Here is an 18,215-nt window from a genome sequence, read left to right as displayed (position 1 = left end):
ACTTATTTCATTGAAGTAAGCGGTCTCATTTCTTATTTAAAAACGGAGAGAACCTAGAGGTCCTCTCCAGCTAATGAATGTTTATCTGAATTCTTGTACTTTTTAGTCTAAAATTCTAAGATATTTAATTTTCTTTACGTTTTGTGGCAAGGACAGCAGCAGACAAAGCGAGGCTAACACTAGCAAGGAAGATAGCTTTTTCAGACTTGCTTTCGCCTGTTTCTGGTAATGCCTTTTGTTCTGTTCTTGATGGAGAAACTTTAGATTCTTCAAGCTTACCTTGGCTCATTTGACTGATTTGATAATCTTCTTTTCCAAGCATTGGAGTGGCTTGATTACTTACGTTAGCTGGGCTGCTAGTATAAGCTGGTTTTTGATTTACCAAAGCTTCAACTCCATTTACTCCACCTTTATATTCAGGTACTTCATTAACTGCTGCTTTAACAAAGTTTGCACCGCCCTTATATTCTGGTACTTCGTTTACTGCCGCTTCAACAAAGTTTGCTCCACCTTTGTACTCAGGACCTTCATTTACTGCTGCTTCAACAAAGTTTGCTCCACCCTTATATTCTGGTACTTCATATACTAAAGCTTCTACCGCATTTACTCCACCAGAAAATTCTGGTTGTACTTCTAGTGTAGGAGCTGCTTCATCACCTACTGTAGCAAGTGGTCCTGTGTACTCAGGAACCTCAAGAGTTGGTGTAGCTTCATCACCCTTACTGCTTGAAGGAGATTCAGGTTGAACTGCTTGATCTTTTAACTGGTTGAGATAATCAGCAAAGAATTCAACAAGTCTGTCTGTCAAGAGATGATTGTCAGTTGCGTATTTCATACTTGTAGCTACACTTGCAACCTCTTCTTGATTTTCTTTACTTGTCAATTTTTGTGCTTTTGCTAAAGCTGTTTCATAAGCTGACAAATCAAGAGGTGTTTCTGCAACCTGTGGACGACTAAAGATAAGTTCAGCAGCGGCTTGATATTTATCACCACCGTCTCCATAAGTCTTAGTACCTGTCAAAACAATTTTCTTAGCTTTGATTGTTTTACCAAAATTAATATCTTTTGGTTTGTTATCATCTGCCCAATCAGTTGCATTGAAAGTATGTTCTTTACCAGACTCATCTGTCACAACCAATTTCACATCTCGCAAGTTACCATTTGATCCTGATCCACGTGGCACATAACGGAATCCAGTGATTTCTGTCGCTTCTTTCAATACCATTGTTGCAGGTTTGCCGACATCTCCACCATTCCAAGACGTGTGCCATAGACTTGATAAGTTACCATCAAAGGCATTGGCCAAATCTTCTCCCGCTTGAGCTGGAGCATTCAAACTTTCAAAGTCTTCTGCTACCAAGGCTGTTTTCTTCTGAACCAAAGCGTTCTTAAGAGTTTCAATCTTCGCAATCTCAGCACGTGCCTCATCCACACTAATATCGTCATCTGCTTGACTGAGGTTATAGACAGCCTCTTTCAATGCATCCATAGACTCCTTAGTATAGTTGGTCATAGCAACAGTTGGTAAGTAGTTCTTCAAGGCATTATCAGTTAACATCTTACCTGTTAAGGTAATTTCCTCAATTTGAAGTTTATCCATGATGAAATCGTTATAACCGCGGAAGTTTGCATTTCCACCAGAGTCACCACGTGTATTGCTTGGATTACCAGTTGAGTAGATACCAACCCAAGTATCGCCTGTTTCTGCACCTGTTACGAGGAAGGTTACTTTCTTGGCCTTATTAGAATCTGTCCAAGTATTTGGTAATTCATGCATTTCTAAGTTGCTCATTTGATTACCACGGCGTCCAGATTGGAATTCACCCTTACCGACTACAAAGGCATAGGTATTATCAGATCCTGATTCATATTCAAATATCACTCGGTAAGTCTTACCAGCTTCGAAGCGGAAGTTTTGTGGAATTGTTTGGTAAACCAAGTTACGACGGCTAACGAGACCATTTGTCTTAAGTGACCAATCTCCCTCGATAACATCATCAACTTTCTTACCGTTCCATACACGCTGTGTATATGGATCATGTTTTTCAGATAAGTGGGTACGGTTGTCTTCAACACCTTCAATACCACCAATTACAAATGGAAAGATACCTTGTGCAACATTTTCAAAGTCTTGTTTAAAGGTTCCTTTTCCAGTATCGTGACTATTTCCGTACATGCTTGAATTATTTTCAAAAGTACGAATTTCATCAAAGTAAGTTGCTTCTGATCCTGCTTCACGGCTCAAAGTTAAGGTAACATTTGATACATCAGAACCTGTTGTGAAGAAGGCATACATATTTTGGAAGTAACTTGTATCATCTACAGTAGCATTGTCACGACGAGTATTATGGGCATAGGCTTTAACATAGTTAATAGCTAATGACTTATTGGTATAGCTAGTCACTTCTTTTTCACCAGTATTCACTGTGATACTTGCCTTAGCATTACTACGGTTATCAACCCCAACGTAAACTGCATACTTGGTATTTGGTTTCAATCCAGTTAATTTCTGAGTGAGGCTGACCGTGCTCTGATTGCCTTGAATCCGAAGCATTTCATTTGCGCCTTGAGATTTGACAATTTCTGCTTTAGAAGCATCACCTGAAATAGTCCAATGTTTCAAGCTTCCACTGTTAAATCCTTGGTCATAGATATGCATACCTTCACTCCATGACATTTCAGGATTTGTTTGTTTCGAACGATAAAGCACATACGGTTGATTTGCTAGAAGGTCTAGCGTAATTTTTCCATTTGTGGCTGATAATTCTTTTTCTTCTGTTTTACCTTGGTCTGTTAACTTGTAAAGGTAAACCTTACTGTTTGCCCAATCATTAGGAAGTGTCCAAGTTGTCGCACTAGCTTGCGTATTGAAGTAGTACATTTTTTCCTTATCAGCAGGAAGTTTCTTACCATTTGCATCCCAGTTCCAAGGTGTCAAGTAAGCTGAACCATCTTGGATGACACGTCCATTGAGAGTTACTGTACGTTCACGGTATTGTGGGCTATTGACATCATTTGATTTACGAGTCACAACTACCTTATTGTTATCAGTATCTACCAACTCCACTTTCATTTCTGGAGTCCATTTATAGGTGCTACCATTGTCAGACATTGTAACAGGTGTACCATTTTCCCATTTGCTGACAGTGAAGTGTTGGAAGTACTTGGTCATGACGTCATGTGCAAACAAGTTAGTGACATAACCATTGTAGTCACTTCGCCCTTGCCAACCTTCAAAGTCTTTCATGCTGTAACCACCTAGAAGTGGATAGTTGGCTGCTCCACCGTAACTTATGTAATCACCAACCCAAGAATCTTTTTGGTGGTTACGGATAAAGCGCGTGATAGCACTGTTAATACCTTTATTAGTGTAGCCACCGTAGGTCAAGTCAGCTGCCCAGTGTTGGAAGGTTGAATCATATTCACCGCCATGGCCCCATTCAATTGCAAAGCGCCATCCTTGCTTATTGATTTCTTTTGCAAGAACGTGGGTAGCCCAGGCTCCATTATCACCTGATTGGCCATTGCCCCAAACGTCCACATAGATAAAGTCAAGGCCTTCACCAAGTTTGTTCTTCAATTCTTCCCAGCGGGCCAAACGTCCATGTGCTAGGTCATATGCAGCATCAATATTAATACCTTGGTCTAGCCAGTTCCAACCATAGCTGTAACTTCCATCAGCATTCTTACGAAGAATATTTTCGTTAAAGTATTTAGACTCAGGATAAGTCTCTGAAGCATTAACGTGGATACCAAGATGAGCTCCATATTTCTTAGCCTTCTCAATCAAGGCTTTGAAATCTTCAACACCACCAATACGTTTACCAATATCAGCATAGTTCAAGTGACCAGAGTCATGACCTTCACTACCATAACCTTTAAGGAGAATACCTTGTCCAAGACCATCTGTATGAAGATTAATCTTCTTGATACCATCCAAAGTCATAAGGAATGGGTTTTGAGCTTGAGAACCAAAGTTCATAGCGATACGATAAGCAGTGATATCCTTAACTTTTTCCCAACCTTGAGGGTTGTTCATAATGCTACGATAAGCAATGGCACCATCTTGCCAGTCTACTTTCTTATCTGCATTCGCATCTTCGGTGATCACTACTTTAGCACTTGGGAGTTCTTTCGTGTATTCTGGGAAAACAATACCTTTATAAGCTTTTTCCCATTGCCACTCAGAACTATGAATTCCTACGTAGTTCTCATTACCAATCGTTTCTTTATAAGCTGTTAAGCGCGTCCAGTCATTAGATCCACCGCCATAGCTATTTTGTGAATTACTCCAAACACCTGCGGCTAGCTTATCTGTAGAAACAAAACCATACATATAACCTTTAGCCAAATCTTTCATTGGATTAGTTACTTCAATATGATCATCTCCACTTACGTGAGTGTTGTTTGACATAGTCGCACCATCAAACTTAGCTCCAGCTTGATCGCTTGAAACAGAGACCAGTGCATTACCTAGGAAGCTAATTGAAGAAAGCAATTTTCTTTCGTCATCAATCTTTTGACCTGGAACAACCTTGTTGTGATTTACAATCTTAGTTACATCAAAGTGCAATTGATTATCCACAACTTGCAGACGAACTGTCATATCTGCGTTAATGAGGTTTTCCGCATCACGAAGTTTCATGTCGTATTCAGCAGTTGTAGCATTTACTTTTTTATAGGTAACTTCAGGTGTCACTGCATGCTTATTGATGAGAACTTGATTGAGAGGTTGAACTTGTCCTGGTAGTTTATGACCATTTAAACTATATTCTTTAACCCGTGGAAAAGCTTGGTCAATTACTGCTTTTAGTACTTTTGACTCAATAGTATCGTACTTAACGTTACTGTCATCAACCACTTCGCCTTTTTCTTTTTCAACAGGTTCCTGATTCGTTTTAACGCCTTCTTGATTATCTGTTTTAACGTTTACAATAGTTCTCTCACTACCATTGTAAGTACCAGCTTTAATTAAGATTTTCTTTTCATTCTTGAGATTTTCATTTACAGCAGCTGGTAAGGTTACAGTGTCAAAAAGCTTCACATCATTATTTGTAGCATTAAGCTGACCGTCTGATTTCAAGCTAATATTCAAATGATTGACTGATCCATTCACTGGAGCAGCTACACGTCCACCTTGATACCATGTGCTATTTCCAGGTGTTTTATATTCCCAGAACCAACCACCTTGGTCATAACCTACAAAAACATTGTTTTCAGTATCCTTATATTTCATAAAGACACCAAAACGTGATTTGCCTGTTTCAGACTCTTCTTTAAATGTTAAATCAACCGTTGCATTACCATTAGCATCAACTGCCAAACCTTTCTTTTCAAACAATGCTGGTTTTTTAGCATTGTCATTTTGAGCAGTAGATTCTAGTCGATTATAGCGAACACCATTCTCTTCACGAATGCTAACTGTTCCCTGTTGATCCTTTGTTGCAACAGTTTGCCACTCAGGAGTAATTTCCTTCGATGTCTCTGGCTTAGCTGTCGCAGGTTTTTCTTCTTTCGGCTTATCTGCTTTTGGCTTTTCTTCAACTGGTTTTTCAGTTTCTTCTAAATTCGCAGGTTTTGAACTATTAATTCCATTGATATGGTCTTGTATCCATTTTAACTGGGCTGGAGAGAAAAGAATTCCACCACTACGTACACCTTCTACACCATTTTGATGTACTCCAATTAATTTTCCATCAGTATCAAAGATACCACCACCACTTGCTCCTGGTTTCCCTCCTTGATAACCAACACCTTGAACTCCTTCACCATAAGGTTCAGCAAAATCTACAGCAGCGTTAATAACTGGGGCTAACTTACCGGCAGGGTAGCCGAACATATTAACCTTATCCCCGACTTTTTTAACTATTGGCTTTTCAGTAACTTCAACTGGAGCATTCTCAAGTACTGTACGCAATCTTACAAGAGCCAAATCGTTTTTATAGCCTTTTAGATATCCATCACGATCCCAATGAATAACATCTTTCTTACTGAATTTCACATCTTCTAGGCCTTGATAGGATATGCTGAAAATATCCCCATCCCCTGCATCATTATCCACAACCTTACGGTTGTTTCCATCTGGAACATCCTTAATAAAATTATGGGATACAGTCAAAACAAGGTCCTTACCAACCACAATACCACTACCTTCTCCAGATGGAGTTTTAATTTTAACAGTAGCACCATAGTTCAATTCACCATTTTTGCTTTTAGCTACATCATCAGGGACCAGACTATCTGTATCTTTAGCCAATTGATCCTTGTTAACTTCTTTGCCATTATCAGTTGCATGATCTAATTTGCCAGCTCCATCTTTAGGTGATGCATTTGTGTTTTCTTTCTTTTCCTTTTCAAGAGCAAGTAACTCTTCCTCAGTTTTTGGACCATCCGTTGTTTCAGCAGAACCTGGATTTGTTGCTGCAGCGTCTTTATCGAACTCTCGTCCATTATCGCTCGCTTTTTTATCCAGATCAGCCAGCTCACTTGGCAAATTATCTGTTGAACCAACTGTTGGTGTGTCAGCCATTACTGGGGAAGTAGCAAAAAAACTAGCCCCAATCATGACAGAAGCAGCACCTAGTGCAAATTTGCGAATGCTATACTTGCAACGTTTTTCAAACAATCTTTTATCCATCTGTTGAATCGTTCCTTTCAGTTTATATAGTAAGCGTTTCCATTTTTCTTTAAAAAAATAACCTCCCTTTATTTTAAACACTTCCGAATAAACATATTATTTTTTATTTAAATTTAATATAACAAAAATGGTTTGAAAAATCAATAGTTTAATAGGTAAATTTAGTAAAAGTATAATCCCTTTAGTAGTTTTCCCTAAAATTACTTTCAATATCTATTTTAGATTAAAATACTATAGAAAAAAAAAGAATTACCACAGAGACATTAGGAAACAGCTCCTAAATGATCATGGGTAATTCAGTAAATTTCATTCTAGTTTTTCACTTTTATTCTTGTAATACTTTACGTGGTTTAGTGCCTTCAGCCGGACCTATAACCCCTGCCATTTCAAGTTCTTCCATGAGGCGAGTTGCACGGTTAAAACCAACTGATAAACGGCGTTGAATCATGGATGCACTAGCTTTCTGAGTTTCGATAACTAAAGCTTTGGCTTCTTCAAAAAGAGGATCTCCTCCAGGTTCACCATCAGAAAATTCTCCATCATTTTCTGAAACTTCTCCCGGATCAAAGCTATCATCATAGTCTGCATCAGCCTGTTCCTTGATAAAGTTGACGATGCGTTCAACATCATCATCTGAGATAAAGGAACCTTGGAGACGAACAGGATGATTTTCATCGATTGGTTTAAAGAGCATATCTCCACGTCCAAGGAGTTTCTCAGCTCCATTTTCATCCAAGATAGTACGCGAGTCTGTACCTGATGAAACGGCAAAAGCAACACGAGATGGGACATTAGCCTTAATCAATCCTGAAATAACGTCGACTGATGGGCGTTGGGTGGCAAGAATCATGTGAATTCCTGCGGCACGCGCCTTTTGCCCAAGACGGATAATGGCATCTTCCACTTCTTTGCTAGCCACCATCATAAGGTCAGCCAACTCATCCACAATCACGACAATGAGAGGTAGTGGAATCTGTTTATATTCAGATTGGGCATTGAATTCCTCCACTTTAGCATTGAAGCCTGCGATATTGCGAACACCGACCTTTGCAAAGAGTTCATAGCGATTTTCCATCTCATCCACTACCTTTTGCAAAGCCTTGCTGGCCTTACGTGGATTGGTCACAACTGGAATCAAGAGGTGGGGAATATCATTGTAGACAGACAATTCAACCATCTTTGGATCAACCATCATAAACTTGACTTGATCAGGCCGTGCCTTCATGAGAATACTTGCGATAATGCCGTTAACTGCGACCGACTTACCAGAACCAGTCGAGCCTGCAACGAGCAAATGAGGCATTTTCGAAAGGTCAAAAGCTCTAGCTGTTCCGTTAACTGCTTTTCCAAGAGGAATCTCTAAGAGATTTTCTGCTTTCGTTTGCGATTGTTCCCAGAGCTCACGGAAAGAGACAGTTGCAATCTCAGAGTTAGGCACCTCGATACCAACTAGGGATTTTCCTGGAATAGGTGCCTCAATACGGACATCTTTTGCTGCTAAAGCTAGAGCCAAGTCATCTGCTAAGTTAGAAATACGGTTAACTCTCACTCCCACTGCTGGCTTGATTTCATATTTGGTAACAGATGGTCCAATTTCGGCCCGTTCAACTGTCACCTTAATACCAAAGCTGGCAAAGGTTTCTTCGAGGATTTTAATATTTTCACGAACGATTTTCTTTTCTTTGGACTGGTCTTTTGGTTTATCAGGAGCAAAGAGTTGTAAACTTGGAAGTTTGTATTCGATTGCTTCCTTTGCAGAAAAATCAACCTGTAGGTCTTGATCCTCAAATTCTTCCTCCACATCTAGAATTTCAAATTCGGGTTGAGGAAGGATAATCTCTGGCTCAATCCATTCTTCATCAGGAATTGGTGGAACGTCCTCCATCGAAATGTCTGGTAAGATTTCACCAGTTTCTATATCAACTGGAGGCATAGTGATCAAGGCCTGTTCTGCCTCGATTTTTTCTCTTTCTAGTTTTGCTTCCTCTTCAGCTTTTATGCGTGCCTTTTCTTCTTGTAGGACAAAACGTTCTTGTTTTCGTCTTTCATGACCTTCCAACCATTTTGAAACCCCATTACTAATAAAGTCCGCAATGTCATAAATGGACCAAGGGCTCATGATAAGAGCTCCAGTTAAAATGAATAAAGCCCCAACAAAAAATGTTCCGATATTAGAGAAAAGAAATGCAATCGGAAGATAAAGTCCAACACCAAGCAAGCCACCTCCAGCAAAACTGCTAGTACGAAAACCAGTTAAATCAGTTACAATCTGAGCCATGGTTCCTTTGAAAATAGACTGCTCTATGCCGTACTTCCAAACCAGATAGGCTTCAAAAATCAGAAGCAAACCTGCAAATATAGTAAAAAATCCAGATAGGAGCCCTTCATGCCTTCTTATCCATTTAAATAAAAATAGATAGATCAAAAGAGCAAAAATTGCCAGATAGGCCAGACTTCCAACTAAAAGCCTAATGAGATTATAAAGGGTGATTCCAGCTGCCCCTAGCTTTAGGGCTGCAAAAATCAACAAGAAGGTGATTCCTAAGGAAATCAACATCCTCTGGATAGCCTGCTTTCTTTCCAGTTCTGCTTTAGACGGTCTCCGTCTCGTTTTTGTAGAATTCTTATTTGCCATTCTTCTATTATACCACATTTGACAGGTATTTCAGTATGTGAAAAAGATTGCCTCATATAGTGACAATCTTTCTTGTTTTATACTTTATTTTTCTGCTTGAGGTTTGCGTAGGTAACCGTAGACCACACCACTTACGATTGCTCCTACCAAGACAAAGACAAGGTATAAAAGCGCATTTGAAGTAAGGGCAATGACGAAGATTCCTCCGTGTGGAGCCATGAGTTTGATACCTGCAAGACCAACCAATCCACCTGCTACTGCTGAACCAAGGATGAAACTTGGAATCGCACGAGCTGGGTCTGCTGCACCAAATGGGATTGCTCCCTCAGTAATAAACGATAAGCCCATGATGATGTTTGTCAAACCAGAGTTGCGTTCTTCTTTGGTAAATTTATCTTTGAAAAGAAGAGTTGCCACAAAGATGGCAAGCGGTGGAACCATTCCTCCAGCCATTACTGCTGCCATAGCTACTGAACCACCTGTAGAGACAGTTGCTGCAAGTGTACCAGTACCAAAGACATAGGCAGCTTTGTTAACTGGACCACCCATATCCACAGCCATCATTCCTCCAAGAACGATTCCGAGAAGAACAGCTGAGCCTCCTCCAAGACCACCAAGGAAGTCATTCATAGCAGTGTTGATTGCTGCCATTGGAATGTTAACAGCTAGCATGACAAATCCTGTCAAGATTGTTCCAAGAAGTGGCAAAAGAAGGATTGATTTTGCACCTTCAAGTGAACGAGGAACTTTAACGTATTTCTTGATACCAAGAACCAAGGCACCTGCGATAAATCCACCAACAAGGGCACCTAGGAAACCAGATGATACACCTGCAAGAGTTGACGTTGCTTCACCACCTGCTGCGTAAGGGATTTTACCAAAGGCAAAACCTTCTTTAGCAATAGCACCAGCCACGAAACCTGCTACCAAACCTGGTTTTTCAGCGATAGAGTAGGCAACATATCCTGCAAAAACTGGAAGCATCAATCCAAAGGCTGCACCACCAATTTTCATGAACATAGAAGCAAGTTCGTGGTAAGAACCAAGATTACCAAGGTTTTCATTTGGAACACCTAAAGCACCGTCAATCAAGAAGGCAAGTGCAATCATGATCCCACCACCGATAACGAATGGTAACATTTGAGAGACACCACTCATCAAGTGTTTATAGAAGGCACCTCCAAGGCTTTGTTTTTCGTTAGACACCGTTGCAGCTTTTGCTCCATTTGCAGCACGATAGATTTCAGCATTGCCAGAAAGAGCCAAATTGATTAACTCTTCTGTCTTACGGATACCGTCAGCAACTGGACGATTAATCAATGGTTTGCCATCGAATCGATCCATTTCAACAGCCTTGTCTGCTGCGATGATAACAGCTTTAGCCTTACGGATGTCTTCAGCAGTTAGTTGGTTTCCAACGCCGCTAGCACCATTGGTTTCAACCTTAATTCCAACACCCATTTCAGCAGCCACTTTTTGAAGGGCTTCTTGGGCCATGTAAGTGTGGGCAATACCTGTTGTACAAGCTGTAACTGCTACGATAAAGTCACCAGAGTCATTGGCAGGTGCTTGAACAGACTCTTCAGTTTTTTCTGAAGCTTGGTCAAAGAGTCCAATGACTTGGTCAGCAGATGTTACTTGTCGAAGTTTGTCAGCAAAACCATCTTTCATCAAGTATTGAGATAATTCTGCCAATGCTGCCAAGTGAGTGTCATTGGCACCTTCTGGAGCCGCAATCATGAAGAAGAGGTCAGTTGCTTGTCCATCCAAACTTTCGTAATTAACACCCTTGTTTGACTTTGCAAAGAGAACTGTCGCTTCTTTGACAGCAGCATTTTTGCTGTGAGGCATTGCGATTCCATCACCCAAACCAGTAGAAGTCAAAGCTTCACGCGCCAAAATTCCTTCTTTAAATGTTTCAAAATCTGTTACATAACCGTGGTCTGTTAAACTTTTAATCATCTCTTCAATGACAGCTGTTTTTTCAGTCGCCTGCAAATCCAGCAACATAACATCTTTTCTTAATAGGTCTTGAATTTTCATCGTTTTTCTACCTCAACTTTTTCATATGTTTCTTTAATAAATTCCGCTGTTGCCAAGTCATCCGAGAAGGTGGTTGCCGTTCCGCAAGCCACTCCCCATTTGAAGGCTTCTACTGCATCTTTTGATTTGACAAATTCACCTGTGAATCCAGCAACCATAGAGTCACCAGCCCCAACTGAATTTTTAACTGTTCCCTTGATAGGTTTAGCAAAGTAAGCTCCCTCAGATGTGACAAGAAGAGCACCGTCACCAGCCATAGAGATAATCACGTTTTGAGCACCTTTAGCCAATAACTCTCGCGCGTATTTCTCGATTTGGTCCAAACTTTCGAGTTTAACCCCAAAAATCGCTCCAAGTTCGTGATTGTTTGGTTTGACCAAAAGTGGCTGGTAGTCCAAACTATCAATCAAGGTCTTTCCTTCAAAGTCACAAACCACTTGCGCACCAGTCTGGCGCGTCAAGGCAATTAGATCCTTGTAGATGACATTGCCTAGATTTTTAGCACTTGAACCAGCAAAGACAACCGTGTCTTCTGCAGTCAGACTCGATAAAATAGCTTTCAATTCTTCTAACTGAGCTAGCTCAACAGTTGGACCAGTCCCGTTGATTTCTGTTTCTTGGTCCGCTTTAATCTTGACATTGATACGAGTGTCTTCTGCTACTTGGACAAAACGTGTCTCGATTTCTTCCTCTACCAAAGTATCAGTGATAAATTTACCAGTAAAGCCACCGATAAATCCCGTAGCAGTATTTGGAATACCCAAGCGTTTCAAGACACGACTGACATTGATTCCTTTCCCACCAGCAAACTTATCATCACTGTCCATACGATTGACACTACCGACATGGACTTGATCCAAACGCACGATATAGTCAATGGATGGATTGAGTGTGACTGTATAAATCATACTTCTATTACCTCCGTTTTCTCCTTAATAGCCTGCAAGAGCTCATTCCCTTGACTTGTGACAATAATTGCTCGTTTGAGTGGTGCTACCTTGGCAAAGCAAGTTTGTCCAATTTTTGACGAATCCACCAAGACATAAGTCTGTTTGGCATTTTCTAAAATAGCACGCTTCACAGCCCCCTCTTCCATATCAGGAGTCGTATAATAGCCATCGTCCACACCATTCATCCCGATAAAGGCACGGTCAAAGTGCAATTGGTTAATCTGGTTAAGAGCAACGCCCCCGATGCTAGCATCTGTCGCCATCTTGACACTTCCTCCAACCATGACAGTTGGAATCTGCTTTTCAACCAACTGAGCAGCATGGTGAATCGAGTTGGTCACGACTGTAATATTCTTATTGACCAATTCATGAATCAAAAAAGCAGTTGTTGTTCCTGCATCGATAAAGATGACATCTTGTTCCTTGATGAGAGAGGCTGCTTTCTGAGCTAACAACTTCTTCTCTTGAAGGTTTTTGACAGATTTTTCTTGAATGGTTTCTTCTTCCTGCAAGGAGTGGGGTAATTCTGCTCCACCATGCACGCGACGAAGCTTGTTTTCAGACTCCAGCTCATCCAAGTCTCTTCGTACCGTTGATTCTGAGGTCTCTAGCAAACTAACTAATTTTTCTAGTGAAACTACATGATGTTGATTTAACTCCTCTAAAATCAGTTGCTTACGCTCTGTTTTTAACACCAAACCACCTCCTGATATCGTTTACACTATTCATTCTATCATACTATTTTTAAAAGTCAATCATTTTTTATCACTTTCTTTCAAAAACTATCATTTTTCTTATTTCCAGAATTTTTATTGCAAGATAAGAACCTTTATGGTAGACTATTTTAGTAAGTATTGGAAGATTACTCAAGAGGCTTAAGAGGCCGTGTTGGAAACGCGGTAGGCGTGTAACAGCGTGCGTGGGTTCGAATCCCATGTCTTCCGTAAATGATTCAAACTGCATCTTGGTGCAGTTTTTTTATACCTTTCTTTAGTAGTTCCTCTATCTATAAACTATCAAAAATGTCCTTATTGAGATAATAGAAAAACTAAGTCATTAAAAGATAAAATTTTTTATCTGAAAATAGATAACCTGTATCTAAAAATTAGGAATTTATCTAACTTTTAGATACAGGTCATTTTTTATTAAATTTTACTTACGTTTCTTCTTAGCTTTTTTCATTTTGTTTGCCATTCGTTTCATGGACTGTTTCATAGCAAATTCACCGATTTTACCTTTGATACCTCCACCAAACATCTGGCTCATATCTGGCATTCCTGCTCCTCCAAGAGCTGACAAGTCAGGCATACCACCTTGTCCCATCATTCCTTCAAGGGCAGACATATCCATGCCTCCCATATTTGGCATATTTTTAGGAAGGTTGTTTGGATTGATTCCCATCTGCTTCATCATCTTGTTCATATCTCCAGACATAACACCTTGCATGAGTTGTTTAGCCTGGTTAAAGTCCTTGATGAATTTATTGACTTCGACAAATGTATTTCCAGAACCTACAGCGATACGACGGCGACGGCTTGGATTTAACAAATCTGGATTTTCACGTTCTTCAGGTGTCATAGAAGATACAATGGCGCGTTTGCGAGCAATCTGGCGCTCATCTACCTTCATATTTTGAAGGGCTGGATTGTTAGCCATACCCGGAATCATCTTGAGCAAGTCTTCCATTGGTCCCATGTTTTGCACCTGATCTAACTGATCAATGAAATCATTGAAATCAAAGGTGTTTTCCCGCATCTTCTCAGCCATTTCAAGGGCTTTTTGTTGATCATATTCTTGAGAAGCTTTCTCAATCAATGTCAACATATCCCCCATGCCAAGAATACGGCTTGACATACGATCTGGGTGGAAAGTTTCAATGTCCGTAATCTTTTCACCCGTACCAGTGAACTTGATAGGTTTTCCAGTTATGTGACGAACAGACAGAGCTGCACCACCACGAGTATCGCCATCAATCTTAGTAAGGATAACCCCAGTCACCTCTAACTGAGCATTAAACTCACGCGCAACATTGGCCGCTTCCTGACCAATCATAGCATCAATTACAAGCAATATTTCATTTGGTTGAGCCAGCGCTTTGACATCTCGAAGCTCATTCATCAAAAGCTCATCAATCTGCAAACGCCCTGCCGTATCAATCAAGACATAATCATTGTGGTTTACTTGGGCTTGTTCCAAACCTTGACGGACAATCTCAACAGCTGGAACCTCTGTTCCAAGTGCGAAGACAGGCACATCAATTTGTTGTCCCAGTGTCTTCAGCTGATCAATGGCAGCTGGACGATAAATATCCGCCGCAATCATCAAAGGACGAGCATTTTCTTCTTTCTTGAGTTTGTTAGCCAATTTACCAGCAAAAGTTGTTTTACCAGCCCCCTGCAAACCAACCATCATAATGATTGTAGGAATCTTAGGTGACTTGATAATCTCTGCTGTATCAGATCCTAAAACAGCTGTCAATTCCTCGTCAACAATTTTGATAATCTGTTGCGCAGGATTAAGGGTATCAATGACCTCATGCCCGACCGCACGCTCACGAACTTTCTTGATAAAGTCCTTCACAACTGGTAAAGCAACGTCGGCTTCCAACAAGGCCAAGCGAATCTCTTTTGTTGCTTCTTGGACATCAGCCTCAGAGATTTTTCCTTTCTTACGTAGATTTTTAAAGACGTTCTGCAAACGTTCTGTTAAACTTTCAAATGCCATGTTTTACTCCTCTATTTAATCAATTCAGTGGAAATCGACCGAAATGCTGCAAACACTCAAATTCTTCAGGTGTGACTGCTTTCATGATTTCAGTTGGATATCCCCAACAGCTAAAGCCTATCTGCAAATCTCTAGAGAGATCGTCACGCGAGAGAATTCGTAATCTAATCGGGAAGGGTTCCTCAGCAGGTAATAGCTCACAAGTTATTCCTTTATAAATGACAAGACTACCTATGGTTACTCCCTATTATCAATACTTGTTAAAATTTCGACTTGCTCCTGCAGAAAGTTATCCTTGGGATAGCGCTCCAAAATCTGGTCAAAAATCTGACTGCGGACAATGTAGTCCGAGTACATGTGCAATTTCATCTCATAATCTTCCAGAATCTTTTCTGTCCGCTTGATATTATCATAGACTGCTTGTCGACTAACACCGAACTCTTCAGCAATTTCAGCAAGACTATAGTCATCTGCATAATAAAGTTCAATATAGTTCATTTGCTTGTCCGTCAAAAGTGCAGCATAAAATTCAAAAAGCGCATTCATGCGATTGGTTTTTTCAATTTCCATAACCTATATTATACCAAAAAAACTAATATACCGCTACAGCAGAGGGGCTTCTATTGTAGTTATAAAAAAAGAACCTTGCATAGCAAGATTCTTCTAGTGTCTGACTTAAATAATTGTTCTTCTGGGAACTAAATCGAATTAAGCTTCGATTTCTGTAACCATACCTGAACCAACAGTACGTCCACCCTCACGGATAGAGAATGTAGTACCTTGTTCTACGGCGATTGGGTGGATCAACTCAACGTCGATTGTCACGTTATCACCAGGCATTACCATTTCAGTACCTGCTGGAAGTTCAATTGAACCTGTAACGTCAGTAGTACGGAAGTAGAATTGTGGACGGTAGTTGTTGAAGAATGGAGTGTGACGTCCACCTTCTTCTTTAGAAAGGATGTAAACTTCACCTTTGAATTTAGTGTGTGGGTTGATTGAACCTGGTTTAGCGATAACTTGTCCACGTTCGATTTCGTCACGTTGAACACCACGAAGAAGGACACCTACGTTATCTCCAGCAAGACCTTCGTCAAGTTGTTTACGGAACATTTCAACACCAGTTACAACTGCTTTATGAGTTTCTTCTTTAAGACCAACGATTTCGATTTCGTCGTTGACTTTAACGATACCACGGTCGATACGTCCTGAAGCAACTGTACCACGTCCAGTGATTGAGAATACGTCTTCGACTGGAAGAAGCAATGGTTTGTCAGTATCACGCTCTGGTTCTGGGATGTACTCATCAACTGTGTTCATCAATTCCATAACGATGTCTTCGTATTTAGTGTCACCTTCAAGGGCTTTAAGAGCTGAACCTTGGATAACTGGAAGATCGTCACCTGGGAAGTCGTATTCTGACAAGAGGTCACGGATTTCCATTTCAACCAACTCAAGCAATTCTTCGTCGTCAACCAAGTCAACTTTGTTCATGAAGACGATAAGGTGTTTAACACCAACCTGACGTGAAAGAAGGATGTGCTCACGAGTTTGAGGCATTGGTCCGTCAGTTGAAGCTACTACAAGGATAGCTCCGTCCATTTGAGCAGCACCAGTGATCATGTTTTTAACGTAGTCCGCGTGTCCTGGAGCGTCGATGTGAGCATAGTGACGTTTTTCAGTTTCGTACTCAACGTGCGCAGTGTTGATAGTGATACCGCGTTCGCGTTCTTCTGGAGCAGCATCGATAGACGCATAGTCTTTAGGTTGGTTAACTGATGAAGGCAAGCGACGTGCCAAAACAGTTGTGATTGCTGCAGTTAGGGTAGTTTTACCGTGGTCAACGTGTCCGATAGTACCAATGTTAACGTGCGGTTTACTACGATCGTATTTTTCTTTTGCCATTTGAGTAAAAGCCTCCAATAAAATATATTTTATAGATAGACAGTAGGCAATACAGTCTAACTTTCCTTACTATTTTATCAAATTTCAGCTAAATTGCAAGTGTTTTACAAAGATTTTGCGAATTATTCTTATTCTACCAATCCTTCCAACAATTTCCATCCTATTCTAGGCTTCTAAAAAAATAAAAATCAGGTGACCCTGATTTTTACTTAGATAATTCTCTCTCTCGCTCTTGCATGATTTTATGATTTTCATACAAACGTGATAAAAACTTAGAAATTTCTTTTAAGATAGAATAGGTTGGTACTGCAACAATCATACCAATGACACCATAGATATTACTTGATAACAAAAGTAATACTAAAATCGTAATTGGATGGACCTTCATCACACCACCTACGATACGAGGGTAGAGAATATTTCCATCCACTTGTTGAATGATTAGCATGTAAACAACTGCAATTAGCATTCTATGAGGATCAGTAAAGACATTGGCAATAATCATCGGAATCAAGCCAATACTTGGTCCCACATAAGGGATTAAATTTGCTAAACCAGAAAAAATAGCAAATACCAATGCATATTTTAACCCTATAACACTGTAACCGATATAAGCTAAACATCCAATGATAAAAGCATCAATCGAAACACCACTAATATATCGAGCAATTGTAGCATTCAGATTTTTTAACAAACCAGCGATACGCAATCGATCATTCTTTAATATAGTTCTTTCTAGCATAGGTAAAAATTTATTGCCATCTAGTAAAAAATAAATCAAAAATACCGGAGTCATAATAATAATCAACACAGTACTAAAGAGAGCTGATATGATACTGCCTACACTATTGGTAACACTATTTAAAATATTTTGCAAAATGTCTACATAAGAAAGATTTAGCTGTTGAATACTTGCTTGAATATCCAAATTTTTGAAGGCTGGATAAGTAGACAAATCGATAATTAAATCTTGTATTCTACCGTAAATAGTTTGGCTTGTTGCAATCAAACTAGTCAACTGATTGATCAAAATCGGTAACAGATAAATAAAGCCAATAACTAGTCCAAAAATGAGTGCACACAAGGTCATTAAAATACCAATTAAACGATTAATTTTGAGATATTTTTCTAAAAAATTAACAATTGGATTGGTCAAATAATATAAAAAACCACCTAATAAAAAAGGAATCATAATCGTATTTGCAACAGTTACAAAAGGTGTGATAATTGCCCCCATCTCTCTCCATAGATAAAAGATGATTGTTAATAATAAAATCTCACTTGTCCAAAAAAATAATTTATTTTTACGAAACATGTGTTA

10 protein-coding genes and 1 tRNA gene are annotated in these 18,215 nt (G+C 39.8%); 1 reads left to right on the top strand and 10 read right to left on the bottom strand.

Features of this window, described 5'->3' with window-relative positions; all coding sequences use genetic code 11:
• Positions 1–124: 124 nt before the first annotated feature.
• The 5 genes from HMPREF1117_RS05410 to HMPREF1117_RS05390 all read right to left on the bottom strand — a co-directional run bounded on the left by HMPREF1117_RS05410 (position 125) and on the right by HMPREF1117_RS05390 (position 12,960).
• Complete coding sequence (locus HMPREF1117_RS05410) at positions 125–6,637, bottom strand: SpGH101 family endo-alpha-N-acetylgalactosaminidase (protein WP_000361340.1); 6,513 nt, start codon at positions 6,635–6,637, stop codon at positions 125–127.
• A gap of 325 nt (positions 6,638–6,962) precedes the next feature.
• Positions 6,963–9,221 (bottom strand): DNA translocase FtsK, encoded by a 2,259-nt coding sequence (locus HMPREF1117_RS05405; RefSeq protein ID WP_331270675.1) that lies wholly within the window; start codon positions 9,219–9,221, stop codon positions 6,963–6,965.
• Positions 9,222–9,356: 135 nt separating this feature from the next.
• Positions 9,357–11,315 (bottom strand): fructose-specific PTS transporter subunit EIIC, encoded by a 1,959-nt coding sequence (locus HMPREF1117_RS05400; RefSeq protein WP_000701460.1) that lies wholly within the window; start codon positions 11,313–11,315, stop codon positions 9,357–9,359.
• On the bottom strand, positions 11,312–12,223 hold the full coding sequence (gene pfkB / locus HMPREF1117_RS05395) for a 1-phosphofructokinase (protein WP_000640774.1): 912 nt from the start codon (positions 12,221–12,223) through the stop codon (positions 11,312–11,314). The genes HMPREF1117_RS05400 and pfkB overlap by 4 nt, the downstream gene beginning before the upstream one ends.
• The gene (locus HMPREF1117_RS05390) at positions 12,220–12,960 is read right to left on the bottom strand and encodes a DeoR/GlpR family DNA-binding transcription regulator (RefSeq protein ID WP_000920671.1); all 741 of its coding nucleotides are present in this window, start codon (positions 12,958–12,960) and stop codon (positions 12,220–12,222) included. Before HMPREF1117_RS05390 ends, pfkB begins: the two co-directional genes overlap by 4 nt.
• A gap of 161 nt (positions 12,961–13,121) precedes the next feature.
• On the opposite strand from HMPREF1117_RS05390, the gene HMPREF1117_RS05385 reads away from it, so the two are divergent.
• Positions 13,122–13,209, top strand: a tRNA-Ser gene (locus HMPREF1117_RS05385).
• A 208-nt stretch (positions 13,210–13,417) separates the two neighbouring features.
• On the opposite strand, the gene ffh is transcribed toward HMPREF1117_RS05385, so the two are convergent.
• The 5 genes from ffh to HMPREF1117_RS05365 all read right to left on the bottom strand — a co-directional run bounded on the left by ffh (position 13,418) and on the right by HMPREF1117_RS05365 (position 18,209).
• A complete protein-coding gene (gene ffh / locus HMPREF1117_RS05380) occupies positions 13,418–14,989 on the bottom strand; it encodes a signal recognition particle protein (RefSeq protein WP_000863614.1) in 1,572 nt (523 codons plus the stop codon).
• A gap of 19 nt (positions 14,990–15,008) precedes the next feature.
• Positions 15,009–15,224 (bottom strand): 2-oxoglutarate:acceptor oxidoreductase, encoded by a 216-nt coding sequence (locus tag HMPREF1117_RS12080; protein WP_081480256.1) that lies wholly within the window; start codon positions 15,222–15,224, stop codon positions 15,009–15,011.
• A gap of 2 nt (positions 15,225–15,226) precedes the next feature.
• Positions 15,227–15,559 carry a putative DNA-binding protein gene (locus HMPREF1117_RS05375; protein WP_000402072.1) on the bottom strand — a complete coding sequence of 111 codons (333 nt, stop codon included), beginning with the start codon at positions 15,557–15,559 and terminating at the stop codon, positions 15,227–15,229.
• 138 nt (positions 15,560–15,697) lie between these two features.
• A complete protein-coding gene (gene tuf / locus HMPREF1117_RS05370) occupies positions 15,698–16,894 on the bottom strand; it encodes an elongation factor Tu (protein ID WP_001040727.1) in 1,197 nt (398 codons plus the stop codon).
• Between the two features lie 205 nt (positions 16,895–17,099).
• Entirely contained in the window at positions 17,100–18,209 is a 1,110-nt protein-coding gene (locus tag HMPREF1117_RS05365; RefSeq protein WP_000488883.1) for an AI-2E family transporter, read from the bottom strand.
• Positions 18,210–18,215 lie beyond the last annotated feature (6 nt).

It is taken from the genome of Streptococcus sp. SK643 (assembly GCF_000259505.1).
Lineage (GTDB): Bacteria > Bacillota > Bacilli > Lactobacillales > Streptococcaceae > Streptococcus.
Note: the sequence above shows the minus strand (reverse complement) of the source record. Positions and strands in the feature narration are given on the sequence as shown.